13 protein-coding genes are annotated in these 15,858 nt (G+C 65.7%); 4 read left to right on the top strand and 9 right to left on the bottom strand.

Going from position 1 to position 15,858, the window contains the following annotated elements; translation table 11 throughout:
* The first annotated feature begins 242 nt into the window (after nt 1-242).
* The 3 genes from bsh (at nt 243) to H6A16_RS03575 (ending at nt 4,131) form a co-directional block, all read left to right on the top strand.
* Nucleotides 243-1,208 carry a choloylglycine hydrolase gene (gene bsh / locus H6A16_RS03585; protein WP_204616186.1) on the top strand — a complete coding sequence of 322 codons (966 nt, stop codon included), beginning with the start codon at nt 243-245 and terminating at the stop codon, nt 1,206-1,208.
* 41 nt (nt 1,209-1,249) lie between these two features.
* The gene (locus H6A16_RS03580; RefSeq protein WP_342589708.1) at nt 1,250-2,959 is read left to right on the top strand and encodes an MFS transporter; all 1,710 of its coding nucleotides are present in this window, start codon (nt 1,250-1,252) and stop codon (nt 2,957-2,959) included.
* A 299-nt stretch (nt 2,960-3,258) separates the two neighbouring features.
* Nucleotides 3,259-4,131: an N-acetylmuramoyl-L-alanine amidase family protein gene (locus H6A16_RS03575; protein ID WP_204616185.1), complete on the top strand. Its 873-nt coding sequence runs from the start codon at nt 3,259-3,261 to the stop codon at nt 4,129-4,131.
* Nucleotides 4,132-4,350: 219 nt separating this feature from the next.
* Here the strand turns inward: H6A16_RS03575 and H6A16_RS03570 are convergent, their stop codons facing one another.
* Entirely contained in the window at nt 4,351-6,303 is a 1,953-nt protein-coding gene (locus H6A16_RS03570; RefSeq protein WP_204616184.1) for a glycoside hydrolase family 2 protein, read from the bottom strand.
* Between the two features lie 15 nt (nt 6,304-6,318).
* On the bottom strand, nt 6,319-6,627 hold the full coding sequence (locus H6A16_RS03565; RefSeq protein WP_204616183.1) for a hypothetical protein: 309 nt from the start codon (nt 6,625-6,627) through the stop codon (nt 6,319-6,321).
* A gap of 593 nt (nt 6,628-7,220) precedes the next feature.
* Between H6A16_RS03565 and H6A16_RS03560 the strand changes: the two genes are divergently transcribed.
* The gene (locus H6A16_RS03560; RefSeq protein WP_204616181.1) at nt 7,221-7,973 is read left to right on the top strand and encodes a class I SAM-dependent methyltransferase; all 753 of its coding nucleotides are present in this window, start codon (nt 7,221-7,223) and stop codon (nt 7,971-7,973) included.
* A gap of 27 nt (nt 7,974-8,000) precedes the next feature.
* On the opposite strand, the gene H6A16_RS03555 is transcribed toward H6A16_RS03560, so the two are convergent.
* The 7 genes from H6A16_RS03555 to trmB all read right to left on the bottom strand — a co-directional run bounded on the left by H6A16_RS03555 (nt 8,001) and on the right by trmB (nt 15,796).
* Nucleotides 8,001-8,258 (bottom strand): hypothetical protein, encoded by a 258-nt coding sequence (locus tag H6A16_RS03555; RefSeq protein ID WP_204616179.1) that lies wholly within the window; start codon nt 8,256-8,258, stop codon nt 8,001-8,003.
* A gap of 444 nt (nt 8,259-8,702) precedes the next feature.
* Nucleotides 8,703-9,230 (bottom strand): RNA 2',3'-cyclic phosphodiesterase, encoded by a 528-nt coding sequence (thpR, locus tag H6A16_RS03550; protein ID WP_204616177.1) that lies wholly within the window; start codon nt 9,228-9,230, stop codon nt 8,703-8,705.
* Between the two features lie 34 nt (nt 9,231-9,264).
* Entirely contained in the window at nt 9,265-9,579 is a 315-nt protein-coding gene (locus tag H6A16_RS03545; RefSeq protein ID WP_204616175.1) for a helix-turn-helix domain-containing protein, read from the bottom strand.
* Nucleotides 9,580-9,711: 132 nt separating this feature from the next.
* Nucleotides 9,712-10,584: a patatin-like phospholipase family protein gene (locus tag H6A16_RS03540; protein ID WP_204616173.1), complete on the bottom strand. Its 873-nt coding sequence runs from the start codon at nt 10,582-10,584 to the stop codon at nt 9,712-9,714.
* 148 nt (nt 10,585-10,732) lie between these two features.
* Nucleotides 10,733-13,357: a DEAD/DEAH box helicase gene (locus H6A16_RS03535; protein ID WP_342589707.1), complete on the bottom strand. Its 2,625-nt coding sequence runs from the start codon at nt 13,355-13,357 to the stop codon at nt 10,733-10,735.
* Between the two features lie 422 nt (nt 13,358-13,779).
* Nucleotides 13,780-14,703 carry a hypothetical protein gene (locus H6A16_RS03530; RefSeq protein WP_204616171.1) on the bottom strand — a complete coding sequence of 308 codons (924 nt, stop codon included), beginning with the start codon at nt 14,701-14,703 and terminating at the stop codon, nt 13,780-13,782.
* A gap of 232 nt (nt 14,704-14,935) precedes the next feature.
* On the bottom strand, nt 14,936-15,796 hold the full coding sequence (trmB, locus tag H6A16_RS03525; RefSeq protein ID WP_204616169.1) for a tRNA (guanosine(46)-N7)-methyltransferase TrmB: 861 nt from the start codon (nt 15,794-15,796) through the stop codon (nt 14,936-14,938).
* Nucleotides 15,797-15,858: the final 62 nt, after the last annotated feature.

The raw sequence follows: 15,858 nt of genomic DNA, 5'->3' as shown, positions 1-15,858 counted from the left end.
GTGAAAGTTAGGGGACAGGTCCCATATTTGCAGGCAGATGCGGAGCCCGCGGGCTCCGCATCTGCCTGCAAATATGGGACCTGTCCCCTAACTTTCACCGCGTCCCGGCTCCCGGCCTTCAGTCTTTCGTAAGCGATGCTCAAGACGCGCTTCATAAATCATACTATTTTACTGGGTATCACAGGGGCATCTGCAACCTGCAAGCTCGAGCATGCCGCCCGAGCAAGAAAGGGGCCGCCCCTATGTGCACGGGCATCCGCTTTACCGATATGGCCGGCAATATGTTCTTCGGCCGTAACCTCGACTGGACACAGGGCTATGGCGAGCAGGTGGTGGTGACGCCTCCCGCCGCGCAGGTGCCCGCCGCCTTCGCGCGTCCCGACGACCGCGCATCGGGCTATGCCGTGATCGGCATGGGTATCGTCGTGAACGATATTCCCCTGTACTTCGACTGCGGCAACGAGCAGGGCTTAGCTGTCGCCGGCCTCAACTTTCCCCAGTCCGCTCGCTACGCGGTGGCGCCCGCCGAGGACGGCGTCAACGTTGCGGCCTATGAGTTCCCCTTCTGGATCGCGCGCAACTTCGCGAGCCTCGACGAGGTGCGCCGCGCGCTCGTGGACGTGACGGTTGTCGCCAAGCCGGTGAACGACCGCCTGCCCGTGGCGAACCTGCACTGGATCGTTGCCGATAAGACCGGCAGCATCGTGGTCGAGTGCCTGGCCGACGGCATGCGCGTCTGGGAGAACGACGTCGACACGCTCACCAACGAGCCCGATTTCGGCTGGCATCGCCAGAACCTGCGCAATTATCTCATGCTTTCTGACGACGCGCCCGCCCGCGCCCCCTGGGGCAGCGTGCACCTCTCGCCGTTTGGATCGGGCGCGGGCATGCAGGGCATGCCCGGCGACTACAGCGGCCCCGCGCGCTTCGTCAAGGCGGCCTTCGTGAACAGCCATTACCCCGTTCAGGACTCCGAGACCTCGAACGTCACGCGCCTGTTCCGCACGCTGGGCTCGGTTGCCGTGCCCGAGGGCTGCGCGCTCATGGCCGACGGCGCCTTCGAGAAGACGCTCTACACGAGCTGCTTCTCGGCCTCGACCCTCACGTATTACCACGCGACGTACAACGACCCGCAGATCCGCGCCTACCCGCTGCGCTCCGCCGACCTTTCGGCAAAGCGCCCCATCGTGATGTCGCAGGCGGCATGAAGCCTGCGACCTGCGAATCTTTGCGTAGAGAGGATACTGCTGTGAGCATATCGGCACATGTTAAGGCAGCGCATCCCGCGCGCGCCGCAGGGCCGGCGGCATCGGCATCGGCATCGGCATCGGCGTCGGCAGCGGACCGCTTCATGGTCCTTCCCATCATCATCTTGATTCTGGCGCAGATGGGCGCGACGGGCGATAACGGAGCGCTGTCGCTCGCCGCCTCGGCGCTGACCCACGACCTGGGCGCCACGACGTCCGAGATCCAGCTTGCCAACATGATCTACCCGCTCGTGGGCGGCGCCTTCATGATCGCCGGCGGCCTGGCGGGCACCATCATCGGCTGGAAGAAGACGTTTCGCGGCGGCGCCCTCCTGTGTGCAGCGGGCGAGGTCGCGCTCGCCCTGGCACCCAACATGACTGTGTTCATCTGGGTGGGTCGCGTGCTCGTGGGCTTCGGCGCGAGCTTCATGATCCCCTCGGTGCTCGGTCTCATCCCGCTCATGTACCACGGGACCAACCGCGCGGTCGCGTTCGGCTGCATCGGCGCCGCCTCGGGCCTTTCGGCCGTGCTGCCGCTCATGCTCGGTGTGGTCATGGAGACCGCCGGCATGCGCGCCACCTTCATGGTGCTCGGCGCCTACTTCCTCATGGTGTTCGCCGTGTCGTGGAGCCTGCCGCGCATCGAGCAGCCCGCCGAGCACCTGCCCTTCGACGGCATCGGCGTCGCACTTGCCGCAGCCGGTCTGTTCCTGTTGCTCATCGGACTGTCGGGCATCTCGTCGTGGGGTCTGATTGAGCCGCTCGCCGGCTGCCCGTTCACCATCGCGGGCATCTCGCCTGCTCTGCCGTGCGCCGTGCTCGGCATCGTGGTGCTGGCGGCGCTCGTGCACGTGGAGCAAGGCGTCGAGAAGAAAAACGGCATCGCGCTGCTGCCCAGCTCGTTCCTGCGGACACCCCAGGTGCTGGCGGGGCTTACCGCCAACGCGCTCACGTTCTTCTTCATGGGCGCACAGTCCATCCTCATGGCGCCCTACCTGCAGCTCGTTGCCGGTTGGACTCCCATCGACGTCGGCGTGATCTCCATCGTCACCGGCGTGCCCACCTTCGCGCTCGCGCTCGGCATCCCCAAGCTCGCGCCCCGCGCCAACCCCCGCCATGTCATCCAGATGGGCTATCTGGCCATGGCCTGCGCGCTCGGCATCATGGCGCTGTCCGTGACGCTGGCGGGCGCGAACCCCGTGGGCGTGTACCTCGGTGCGTTCATGGCAGGCGTTGGTGCGGGAACTGTCTCGTCGCACGCGAGCAACGTCGTGGCGCTCGCCCTGCCCGAGCGCGACGCGTCGCAGTCCGGCGGCATCCAGAGCACCATGCGCAACGCGGGTCAGGCGGTCGGCGTGGCGCTGCTGGGAGCCGTGCTGCTCTTCGGTATCACGAGCACGGTGCGCGCCCAAGCTGCAGCCGACCCCGCGATCTCGCCCTCGGTCAGCCAAGCGCTGTCCGATGTGACCGTCAACCTCGGAAGCGATGCCGAGTTCCGCGCGCAGATCGCGGACATCCCGATGACGAAGGCCGAGCAGCGCGCGCTCGTAAGCATGCAGGCCCAGGCGCGCTTCGATTCGACCCGCATCGCCTATGCCGTGGGCGCGGTGATCGTGCTGCTCGGCCTTGCCACGACCCCTGCCATCAAGACGACCTCGAAGGACGCGGCGGGCGCCTCCGGCGCGGGCGCGCCCAAGGCGTCGTGGCATTAGACCGTCACACGCCCCTTACCTTCGCGGGGGCGCAGCGGCAGGAAGACATCCCGGTAAGGAGGTGGTGCTCTTGGAGCGATCCAATTGAAGAGAGGAAGGGGCGATACCGCAAGCTGTCAGCGGTATCGCCCCTTCTTTGTGTTTCGGGGGCGTCGCATGCGGAGGCTGCCTCGCATGCCTTGACGGGAGATGCGTGAAGGCCGTCCCGCACCTGCGAAGCATCGCGGCCGCCGTGATACCATCAGGGGCGGAAAAAACCCGCTCCACGCTTGCGAGCGTCACGAGAAAGGACCGCGCCGATGCCGCGCCTCCGAAAGAACACCCCGCTTCGCCTGCTGTCCGTCGGCACCGCCCTTGCGGCAGCGCTGACTTCGACGGCGCTCGCGGGCGCGCCCGCCGCCTTCGCCGAGCCCGAAAACGGCTGGCATGAGGTCGATGGTGAGCGCTATTGGTACGACAACGGCGTGATGGCGACCTCCAAGGAGGTCTACGATCCCGAAACCAACGCGTGGTACTGGTTCGATGCCGATGGCACGATGGCCCACGACAAGGACGTGTATCTGCCCGCCGGCAACAAGTGGGTGCGCTACGACAGCGAAGGCCACATGGTCAAGGGCGAGGACTTCCGCTACGGCGGATGGTACTGGTTCGATCCCACGACCGGTGAGATGCTCAAGGGCTTCGTGTTCGTGCCCTCCAACGGCGGGAAATGGGTGTTCTACGATTACGTGTCCGGCCAGATGGTCTACGGCGAGCGCTATATCGACGGCGCGAACGGCGATCTGCCCGGCTGGATGTGCTTCGACGACATCACCGGTGCGGTGACCTACGGCTGGAAGGATCTGCCCGGCAAGCGCGTGTACTACGACCTCGCGACGGGCCGCATGCTGCTCGGTTGGCATGAGGTGGATGGGCAGCTGAGGTATTTCGACGAGGTCACAGGCGCCTACGTTCCCGATGGCGACGTGCCGCAGCCCGACGATCCGAACCCGGAGCCCGGTCACGATGCCGCTGCCGACGACGTGGTCGTGTGCGTGCCCAAGGGCGACATCCGGTACCACTACGACTGGTGCCCGTCGCTGTCGCACGACATGGTGCTGCGCTACATGACCGTGGCCGATGCGCGCGACGAGGGCTGCGAGGCCTGTCCCGTCTGCGGCGCGCCGGCGTAAGCGCGGCACGGCGGCGACTTCCGCGTTGCCTATGGGATTCCGACGGGTTTGATGCCGCAGGGTGTTGTTGCGCAACAGCCGGGCTTTTCGCTGGTATAGGGTGACAATCAGGGGCGGCGTCGGCTATCCGGCCTGCTCGACAGCTTGCAGCGTGCGGGAGGGCGCCGGATGGGCGCCTTCCCGCACGGTTGTTTCGGGGCGGGGGCTTGCTTTTGCCGTCTACCCCTCGAGCTTGTTGACGCGTCGGTCGGCGGTGAGCAGGCCGTTGAGCTCGCTTTCGACGTCCGATAGCTGGGTGTACACGAAGCCGGCGAGGCCTTGGGCCTCGAGCTCGTCGGCGCGGGCGAGCACGTCGCGGACCGCCTGCCGCCATGCCGAGGCATCCGCGTAATCGCCGTATCCGTAAACCGAAGGCGTCGCCGCGTGGCCCTCGACGCGCCGGGTGAGTCCGCCGAACTCCGAGATCACGAACGCACGGCATCCGCGGCGCGCGGCGTAACCCCGCAGGCGCCCGGTATCGCGCGCCACCTCGAGGGGACGGAAGTAGTTGTGGTGCGATAAGTAGTCGCTGCATCGCTGGTCGTACCAGCCGCTCGTGGCATCGATGGGCCGCGAGGGATCGAGCGCATGGACGAGCTCGGCGACCGTGGCGGCATCGAACTGGCCCCAGCCCTCGTTAAAGAGCACCCAGGTCACGATCGAGGGATGACCGGACAGCAGGCGGACCATGCCGGTGCACTCGCGCACCCAGGTGGCTCGAAACTCCTCGCTGCCTGCTGAGAGCGCCCGTCGGTGCGCGGGGGTGTCGTCGCGAAAGCGTCCCCAGCTCGCGCTGAACAGCGTCGGCTTGCGGCTGGTGTGCCACAGACTGTAAGGTCCGCCTCCCGATATCGCGTCTTGCCACACGAGCATGCCGAGCCGGTCGCAGTGGTAGTACCAGCGGGCGCATTCGACCTTGATGTGCTTGCGCAGCATGTTGAAGCCTGCGGACCGCATGCTGCGGATGTCGTGGACGAGCGCCTCGTCAGCCGGGGCGGTCATGAGGCCGTCCGGCCAGTAGCCCTGGTCGAGCACACCCCGTATGAACAGCGGCGAGCCGTTGAGGCAAAACCGCGCGACGCCTTGGGCATCCCGCCGAACCTCCACGGTGCGAAATGCGCAGTACGAGCGCAGGACGTCGGGCTTGCAGACGCCTGCGTTCGTGCGCAGCTCGACATCGACCCGGTAGAGATACGGGTCGTCCGGGCTCCAAAGATGCGGATGCTCGAGGCGAAGGGTGCCCGAGGCCGCGGGCAGGCCGGGCGCATCGGGGCTGCCGGGCGTTACGGGAATCGTGCCGTCGAGGACGATGGAGCCCGCGGCCTCGCGCAAGGTCAGGTGTAGCGTTCCACCCTGCCTGAGCTGCGCGGTCGGATCGGCGATGCGGGCCGCGACGGCAAGCGTGCCGTCAGCGGCGCCCTGCAGGGTGAGGGTCTCCACGTATGCGGCGGGGAGCACCTCGAGCCACACGCTCTGCCAGATACCGCTTTGCGGCGTGTACCAGATGCCACCGGCGTCCAGGCGCTGCTTGCCGCGCGGCTGGGTTCCGGCATCGCTCGGGTCGTATACGCAGAGCGAAAGCTCGATATTGCCTTCGCGCCCCTCGGGGACCAGCGGTGTGATGTCGATGTCGAACGGGAGGTAGCCCCCGACGTGCGTGGCGGCGAGCTCGCCATCGATGCGAACGGCGCATGCCCAGTCGACGGCTTCGAAATGAAGAACGATCCGCTCGTCCGGCTTGCGTTCCGGGGCGGGGAAGGTGCGCCGGTACCAGAGCAGCTCGTTGGGCTGCACGATGCGCTCGACGCCGGAGAGCGGCGCCTCGGGCGAGAACGGCACGAGGATGCTCCCGTCGAAGGAGGAGGGGATGGGCGCGTCGGTCACGGCGGCAAGGGCCTCCTGCTCGGTGAGGGCGCGGCGGCCCTCCGTGCTGCCGGTGGGCCCTGCAGGCACGACGGCGTAGTCCCACAGCCCGTTGAGCACGGTATAGGCGGCACGCTCCATCGTGGGGCGCGGATGCTCGGGCAGCACCCGCCCGGGATCTATCGAGGCGCCCCAGGGCGTGCTCAGGCGGACGAGGTCGTCGCACGCGGGCGTTTTCGCGGCGTTCAGGACTCGCTTCAGGTCGAGCATGCGGTCACCTTTCGGTCACGAGGGCTGCCGTTCGTTCTTCCAGGGATGGGAGGTGAGGTGCCAGCCCCCGCAGTAGCTGCAGCGGTAGCAGTCGAGGCCGCGCGTGCCGTGCTCGGCGCACAGGCGGATGGCCTCGCGGGCGTCGGCGCGCGTGGCATAGCGTTTCTTCGAGGCGCAGGCACGCTCATAGCGCGCTTCGTCGCGATGTTCCTCCAGCTCGTCTTGGCGCTCCTGCTCGCGCAAGAACAGGTCGCCCAGGTCGTCGGCTCCGGCTTTGAATGCCGCGACCTGTCGCGCCCGTGCCGATGGTTTTCTGCTCGACATCTGCCTTTCCCTCCACGTCGTTTGCTCCATTGTGACGCATCGTGGCGCCGCATGTGGGTGCGCTCGCAGGTTGGCTTCGCCCTTGTTTGGGCGAATATGCCACCTTGCCGTTCGCCGATGCTATCGACCGTTCGCGGGCTTGCATCCAGCGGCCGTTTATCCGTATGCGGCTGGGAAATAAACAGAGTGAGCAAAAAACAGATTCGCTCGAGATTCGAAGCGACGAGTTAAGGAGGTGGGTCCAACGGGCAGTGAGGATATGGCAGCCTTCGGGCTCGCTCTCCACGTTACCGAGGCCCTTTAGGCATCTGGGGTGAGCGGACTCGCCCAACGCGCAACGGGGCAATCCCGGTAGGAGCCGATGAGGAGCGCCAGCGGGCCCGAAGGCGGAACAGTTGAATTGCCCAGTCCTACGAAGAAGAGGATAGAAGGCGATTCCAAAGTAATAAGACGTGGGTGGGGCGGAGCAATGGGGCTCCGCCCCTGGCGTATGCGGGTATCCTGTTTGACGACGGGATGCCCGCGTTCTCTGTGAACCTTCCTTCTTTTGGTAACGTTATGGCCTGAGCGATTTACGACAAGGAGGAGGTGCCATGGGGGAGCCGATCGCGGTGTTTGCGGCAACGCCGGCATATTGCGAGCAGGCGCGTGCGCTCGCCGAACGCGTGGCGGGCGTGCTGGTGGAGCCGGGCGATATCCCTGCGGAAGCGCTCGCCCTGCGCATCGACGATTCCGGGCTCTGCCTCAAGGCCGACGGCATGGAGTTGCGCGCCGATTTTTCCACCATGTTGCCGCGCCTGCAGCAAGGCGCGCTTTCCCGCGAGCTGCTGGTGCGTGCGGCGCGCGTGCGCGGCGTGGATCATCCCCGTGCGGTCGACGCCACGGCGGGTCTGGGCGAAGATTCGATCATGCTTGCAGCGGCAGGCTTCGAGGTCGCGATGTTCGAGCGCGATCCGGTGATCGCCGCCCTGCTGGACGACGCGCTACGCCGCGCCGCTGAGGATTTCCGGCTCTCCGGGATCGTCGGAAGGATGCATCTGGTGGAGGGCGACAGCGTCGCCGCCCTGCGCGCGCTCGACTACGCGCCCGATGTCGTCTATCTCGACCCGATGTTTCCCGGGCGCACCAAGAGCGCCGCGGTCAAGAAGAAGTTCCAGCTGCTGCATCACCTGGAGCGACCCTGCGCCGACGAGGAGGAGCTGCTCGAGGCCGCTTTGGCCGCGTGTCCGCGCAAGATCGTGATCAAGCGGCCGGTCAAGGGGCCGCATCTGGCGGGCGTCAAGCCGAGCCACTCGCTTTCCGGCAAAGCCGTCCGCTACGACTGCATCGTGCCGCCGCGGAGCTGATGGGGTGCGCTCCGCGGCCGTTTGCCGTTACGCAGCGAGCTTGACGATGGCGATGATGAGGGAGAACAGCGGCGTGAGCGCGCTGATCACGATGCCCGCGATGGAGCAGACGAAGCCGATGGTGGCGGGCATGTCGCGGCGGTAATCCATCTTGCGGGCGCGGCGCGAGGTGATGATGCCTGCGATGCCGGCGGCGATGCCGATAACCTGCAGTGGGATGATAGGCGCGAAGCCGAGCAAGATCGCGGCGGCGCCCAGGATGATGGACACGTATTCGAGCGGCATGGGAACCTCCGAGCGGGATGCAGGGGTGGCGCGCGTGCCGATGCGCGCAGCGGATGGCGGGATGCATCGGCTTTTCGAGGAGCCCATCATACGTCAAGGGCCAAAGGCGGTTCGTCGGGCCGCCGGCGTTCGATGGCTGCGTCCGATTCGGATCGTGCTCGGAATGTCCGCTGTGGAGCAGATGCGGAAAACTCAATCGATATGCATGTAAACATGCAGGTAAAACCCACTAAAGGCAATATGCTCCCGACGAGATGCATCCGCGGCGTGGCAGCGGGGAGTGCGCAATTACCCCGTCCGCACAGCCCAGAGCATGCCTGAATCTAGCATCAGGGGCGCTTGCGGAACGAAAACTCGACGCACAACGTCATAACTTTTTTGGCGCAACCTTCGGGCTTCCGATATCCTCCATATTCGCGCTCTGCCCTCGGGCGATCGCGGCACCTACCGCAGCTCCACGGTGTAGAGCGGCTTGTACGTCGCGCCGGACTGGTCGAGGATGCTCTTGAACAGCGTTACGTCTGTCGCCTCGGCGGGCAGGGGAAAAGGCAGGTCGGGCAGCGCCCCTGCGGGGATGCGCGCCCGCCGGACGAGGGTGATGTGCGGCAGGAAGGGCTTGGCGTCAAAGGCGATGCCGCGGCTTTCGAGTTCAGTGCGCACGCGGCTTGCCAGATCCATGAGCTGTGTGCTGCGCGCAAGTCCGAGCCAGAGCGTCGCGTCGCGCGGCCGGCCGAAGGTTCCCAGGCCCTCGGCGCTCAGGGGCACAGGCCCCATGTCCGCACAGGCAGCGTCGAGGGCATCCATCGCGTTGCGCGCCTCGCCCTCGTCGATATCGCCCAAAAACGCGAGCGTCACGTGGTAGGTGCTGCGCTTCATGAACCGTCCCGACACAACGGAAGCGAGCTGGCGGGCACAACCCGCCAGCTCGTCCTCGAATTCGTACGGTAGCTCCAGCGCGATGAAAGCTCTCAAAGCAGCTTGTTCCTTTCGATGCGGTCGCGCTGCGCTAGGCGCGCACGCCGCCGTGGTCTTGAAAGGCCAGCACATCGACGAGACGCACGCTGCGGTGGTGATTCGGCCCCAGGCGTATGCCCGGAAGCTCGCCGCGGTCGAGCATGCGCGTGACCGTGCGACGCGAGACGCCGAGGATCTCGGCGGCCTGGCCGGTGGAGATGAGGGCGTCGTCCGTTGAGTCCGACGAGGGCATGATGTCGAGGCCCAAGCGCGATGCCATGGCGACGATGACCTCGAATTGACGTTGTGTCAGGTCGTGTCTGCCCCCCTCGGGATCAATCAGGGCAGGTCCCTTATGCTCGGGCATGGTTCCTCCTCGCTTTCGACGCCGTCGTCTGAATTGTAGTTCCACAATACGTTCACAGTTGCGCAACATCTGCCAACGGGGTCGGTCGGTAATGCGAACGTATGGCGAGGCGTCGTCGGGCGGTTGAACCCGCTATGAAAGGTAGGCCTGCAGGGCCCCAATGGTCCGCTCGGCATCGGCGCGTCCGATTCGGTAAGCCCGGTCGAGAATCTCGGGGTCGCGTACCATCATGGGCATCTTGACGGATTCGCTCGGCCGGACGACGAATACCCTGCCTTGGGACTCGAGCTCGGCGAGCTCGTCGAGCTGCCTGTTGTAGCGCTCGTGACGGTCGGCAAGCAGCTCGACCAGGCGCGGGTAGCGATGCAGCCAGACACGCAGCAGCGGCAGGAGGCTGTTGGGTTCCTTGCGGTATCCCGCGGGCTGCGTGAGCACCACGACGGTGCGGTCGTAGCCCTGATCGAGCATCCAGCGGTAGGGGATGGAGTCAGCGACGCCGCCGTCGAGCAGCTCGCGGCCCTCGAGGTACACGGGATGCGAGACCATGGGGATCGAGGCCGACGCGCGAATCCACTCGATGTCGCCCACATCGCCCGGGCCGAGGTCGTGGTACACGGCCTTACCGGCGTTGATGTCGGTTGCCACCACGGTGAAGCGCATAGGGTCGGCAGCAAAGGTGGCGCTGTCGAACACATCGAGCTTCCAAGGCAGCTCGCCGTACGCGAAGTCGCGGCTGAACAGGTCGCCCTTGAAGATCCAGTTGCGCAGGCTCGCGTAGCGGGGGTCGGCGCAGTACTTCTTGTTGTAGCGCAGCGAGCGGCCGATCTGCTTCGATTTGAAATTGCAGCCGAAGGTCGCGCCTGCGGAGACGCCCACGGTCGCGTCGGCCGTGAGGCCGCGCTCCATCCAGACGTCGATCACGCCCGAGGTGTACATGCCGCGAAAGCCGCCGCCTTCGAGTACGACGCCGACGGTCGGTTTGCTATGCGCCGAGCTGCTGTCCATCGATGATCCTTTCCATACACTGCAGCACAGTATAGCCCGCCTGCGCTGGGGGAATAGGGGGTCGGCAACCGTGGTGCGCGCAGAAAGCGGCAGCCCGGCGCCGAGCATTGCCGGTGCCGGGCTGCATGCCATGCTGCTGCAGGTCGACCTATGCGAGCAGGTCCTCGATGAAGCCCACACGGTAGTTCTTGAAGACGGCCTCGCCCTCATCCGCCGTGGCATCGAGGTCGAGGTCGGCCATGATGCCGAAGTCGTGGTCGCCGCTCTCGTCGGAGAAGATCTGATGGACATGCCACAGATGGGCGGCCTTCTCGTCGCTCTCGTCGATGGAGAAGAAGGCCGTCGACCGGGCGTCGGCGTCTAGGATGATCTCGTCGTGTTGCTCGAAGTAGGCATCGAGCGCACGGCGCCAGCGAGCTCCCGTCATGCCCCAGTCGGCATCGAGGTCGCCGAGCTCGTCGATGTGCTCGCGCGCCGCCAGGGTCACGCGGGTGAACAGCGCGTTGCGCACGAGCAGCGTCATGCCGCGACGGTCGGCGACGACGGCATCTGCCGCCTGAGGCGGGGCGGCATCCAGCGCGGCGGGATCGCCCGCGGCCACCCATTCGTCCACGAGGCTCGAGTCGACGGAGCGAACCACGAAGCCCAGCCACGAGATGATGTCGCAGAGCTGGTCGTTGCGCTTCTCGAGCGGCACGGTGCGGTCGAGCGAGCGGAACGCCTCGGCAAGGTAGCGCAGCAGGATGCCCTCCGACCGCGCGATCTTGAGCTTCTGGATATAGCCCTTGAAGTCCGAGGCGCTCTCGAGCATGTCGCGCAGCACCGACTTGGGCGACAGCGCATAGTCGTTCGCCCACGGGACCTTCTCGCAGTACTGCGCGAAGGCGGCGTCGAGTACGTCCTCGAGCGGCTTGGGGTAGGTGACGTCGGCGAGCTTCTCCAGGCGTTCCTCGTAATCGATGCCATCGGCTTTCATCTCGGCGAGGGCGCGGTCGCGCGCGGCGCGCTCCTGGGCGCGCAGGACCTGCTTGGGGTCCTCGAGCGTGGCCTCGACCATCGAGATGAGGTCCATGGTGTAGGTTTCGCTCTCCGGGTCGAGCAGCTCGAGCGCGGCGAGCAGGAAGGGCGAGAGCGGCTGGTCGAGTGCGAAATCATCCGGCAGGTCGACCGTGAGGGAATACTCGTCGGTGCCGTCGGCGGCGGTGTCGCGGACCACGACGCCCGTGTCGATGAGCGTGGCGAAGATCTCGTCGGCGCGTGCGTTCAGGGCGAGCTTCTCCTCGGGCGTCTGCAGCGAGCGCTCGATGAGCTCACCGACGTGCGCGCGGGCGTCGCCGCCCTGCTCGACCATGGAGAGCACCATGGAATGCGTGATGCGCAGGCGCGGCTTCAGGGTCTCGGGAGCCGACTCGATGAGCTTGGTGAACGTCTGCTCGTTCCAGGTGACGAAACCCTCGGGTGGCTTCTTCTTTTTGATCTTGCGCAGCTTCTTGGGGTCGTCACCCGCCTTGGCGACGAGCTTGGCGTTCTCGATCTCGTGCTCGGGTGCCTCGGCGATGACGCAGCCCTCCGTGTCGAAGCCGGCGCGCCCGGCGCGGCCGGCGATCTGATGGAACTCGCGGGCGCGCAGGCGGCGCATGCGGTGGCCGTCGAACTTGGTGAGCGCCGTGAGCACGACGGTGTGGATGGGCACGTTGATGCCCACGCCGAGCGTGTCGGTGCCGCAGATGACCGGCAGCAGGCCCTGCTGGGCAAGCTTCTCCACAAGCAGGCGGTAGCGCGGCAGCATGCCGGCGTGGTGCACGCCCACGCCGTTTGCGAGCAGGCGCTTCAAGATTTTGCCGAAGGCCGTGGTGAAGCGCGTGCCCTTGGCAGCCTCCTTGATGGCCTCGCGCTGCTCCTTGGTGGCGATGCCGAAGTTCGCAAGCGAGCTTGCGGTCGAAAGCGCCGCGTCCTGCGAGAAGTGCACGATGTAGAGCGGCGCCTCGCCGCGGCGCATGGCGAGCTCGACGGTGCCCTCGAGCGAGGTGTTCACGTATTCGTAGGCGAGCGGCACGGGGCGCGGGGCGTCGGTGACCTGGTCGACCTCGATGCCGGTGCGCTCCTTGAGGGCGCTGGCGATGGCCGTGACGTCGCCCAGCGTGGCGCTCATGAGCATGAACTGCGTCTGGGGCAGCGTGAGCAGGGGCACCTGCCAGGCCCATCCGCGGTCGGGGTCGGCGAAGTAGTGGAACTCGTCCATGGCGACGCAGCCGACATCGGAGTCCTCGCCCTCGCGGAGCGCCTGGTTTGCCAGGATCTCCGCGGTGCAGCAGATGACCGGGGCGGTGGTGTTGATGTGCGTGTCTCCGGTGATCATGCCCACGTTGTCACGGCCGAGCACCTCGACGAGGTCGAAGAACTTCTCGCTGACGAGGGCCTTGATGGGTGCGGTGTAATAGGCGCGCTTGCCCTGAGCCATGCCCATGAACAGCATGCCGAGCGCGACGAGCGACTTTCCGGAGCCGGTGGGAGTGCCTAGGATGACGTGGTCGCCTGCGGCAAGGTCCATGAGGGCCTCCTCCTGGTGGGGCCACAGCTCGATGCCCTGGCTCTCGGTCCAGCCGAGGAAGCGCTCGAACGCCTCGTCGGGGGAGAGCCACGGTTCGGGTTCGCTGCCGTCCTCGGGCTCCCACCAGCAGGGGGACAGCGCTCCGAGCGATCCGCCTTCCAGCGCGCCCGTGCCGCCCGCAAAAGAGCTTGCCGATGTCGTCGTGTTCGTCGTGTCTGCCACGTGAGGTCCTTTTTCGTTGTCGGTTAGCCGCGTTCCATTATGTCGCATCACACGCGGCCATTTGCCGCGGCCATCCATTTCCCATCCGGCGTCTTCGGCTGGGTCGCGGGGGCCGCGCGCGGCGTTATTCAGGTTCGCTGTTGGATTATGCGTGCTTTTTGGCTGACGGAGGGGTGCGGGGCGCTGTGCATGCTGCTTTGGTGCCTACGCGGAGGGGGCGGGTGCCAAATTTGCGACTTTTGAGAGGGTGCAGCGCTAAGCGACACAGCGTTACTTAGCGTTATGAATACTGGCATGTCATTTATCTGGGCAAATGATAAAAGTAATGAATAGGAATGGAACCAATTCGCCGTGTATAAAACCTATCACATCGGTGAGATATCTCAAAAGTCGTGAATTTGGTCCACGGTCCTGGTGGAGTATCACGAGGGCGCCTCGCTGCCTTCTTGTTGAGGGTTCTCAGCTTGCTTGTCCTTGGGTTTTTCGAAGTCCTTGAGGATTTCCGCATGAAGCATGGATTGCCGCACGGGGAACGCCTTCGCGCGCGGGCGGTATTTCCCTCCGACGCGACGCGTGATGATGCGCGCCACGGCTTCGAGCTTATCGAGGTCTTCGATTTGGGGGATCGATACGGGTATGACGAGGATGCCCATTGCAGCGAGCGCGGTCGCCCGCTCGTCATCGAGCCTGCGCTGCTGCTCACTGTTGTGGTAGGCGCTGTTGCATTCGACGTCGACGCGTGCCTTGGGGAAGTACAGGTCGCATTCGATTGACGACCGGCTGCAGGCGCTCTGCGCCTGCTCTGTGAGTTCAATCCTATAGTTGAGCAGGGGCCGCTCCGTGTTGAAGCCGCCGCGGATGTGCGGAAGATACAGCATGAGCGCCGTGTCGGTTTCCAGCGGCGAGCGGGATTGCTCGCATAGGAGCGGAAGGAGCTCAGTCGCCTTGCGCCGTCCTCGCGTGGGTGGCAGCTGCTCGAGATAGTCCGTAAGCGATTGGACGGTCATGGCCTGCTCGGCGGGGACGATCTCTTGCTGGTCGTCGGCTCGCAGTGTGTAGAGCCCCATGAGCTCGTATCCGATCTTCAGCGTTGCCGCTGCGTTGCCCGATGCGGCGATCTGCACGAAGACGAGCTCAGGGCCGCACACAAAGGTATTGGCGTCGACTTGGAGCAGAGAGCCAGGCGGCAGGGCGACATCGCATCGGTGCGTGATTATTCCGGGGCGGCGCGAGGCGACAACTCGCTGCTGGGTCAGAAGGTGTATCGGGCCCGGTTCGGCTGCCCGGTTGTCATTATCGGCAGGGTCGGGAATGATGCCGACGCCGCGTAGGTAGTCGATGTCCAAGCGGCATCGCGCGCCGGTGGCAAGGGAGAGAATCTCCTGCTGGCGGGCGGTATCGAGGGGCTCCCATGGGACGGCGTTGCGTCTCATACGAGTGCCTCTGAGCGCGTGCAGCGCGGTATCGTGGCTAAAGATCGAAGGCTCCATAGCCACAGTATGTCATACCGATACGATTGTAGTTAGTCTTATTTATAGAATATTAATAAGACTATGTTCTAGCGTTCTAAACGTAGGATTATCCGTCCGTCTCGGGGATGCGCGTCTTGCCCTTGCGCTCGCGGTTGCGGAAGTTCTCGACGGCGGCCTCCATGCCGAGCGGCACGTAGTCCAGCGAAAAGAGGTCGTCGGGCAGATAGCACATGAGGCTCTGCTCGGCGTCGCGCCCCGCCTGGATGCGGGCTTCATCGGGCTCGGGGCCGGGCGAGGCGCAGATTCCGTAGACGCGCGCACCCTTGTCGGTCAGGCGGCGCTCGTACTCCGTTTCGGGGAACTCGGGGTGCTCGGCGCGCGTGTCGGCGGAAACCCAAAGGAGCTCGTAGCCCGCGGCCTCGAACTGTGCCTTCGCGTACTCCCAGAGCGGCTGGCTGTCGGTTCGCAGCGTGATCGTGCCACCGGGTGCCAGCAGCTGGCGGAAGCCGAGCAGATGGTCGACGTTCACAAGGCGACGCCGGGCGTGGTGGCGTTTGGGGTAGGGCGTGGGAAAGTTGAGCGTGATGCCCGCGAGCTCGCCCGCTGCGAACAGCTTGGGAAGGGCATCGGCACCGCGTGGGACGAGCACCATGTTGCGCAGGCCATCCTCGATGGCGCGTTGCGCGGCGTAGGCGATGCAGATGGGCTCCACGTCCATGCCGATATACAGAACATCGGGCTGCTTTGCTGCGCACTGCGCGATGAAGGAGCCCTTGCCGCAGCCGAGGTCGAGGTGGACGGCGGAATACGCCGCGCCGCCATCCGCGCGGCAGACGCCAAGGGGCCAGCAGTCCTGCGCCCAGCGACCCGCCAGCGCGGGCGCGTGCGTCTCGATGGCATCGGCATAGCGCTCGAGGCGCTCATCGAGGTTGAAGTTCTTCGGTAGGCGGATATGCGTAAGGCCCATGGGGATCTCCTCGGCGCGCGGGCGCGCGGCGGTTTGCTTGACTGCGCGAGGATTGTAGCCGA

This window comes from Collinsella tanakaei, assembly GCF_016900375.1.
Lineage (GTDB): Bacteria > Actinomycetota > Coriobacteriia > Coriobacteriales > Coriobacteriaceae > Collinsella.
Note: the sequence above shows the minus strand (reverse complement) of the source record. Positions and strands in the feature narration are given on the sequence as shown.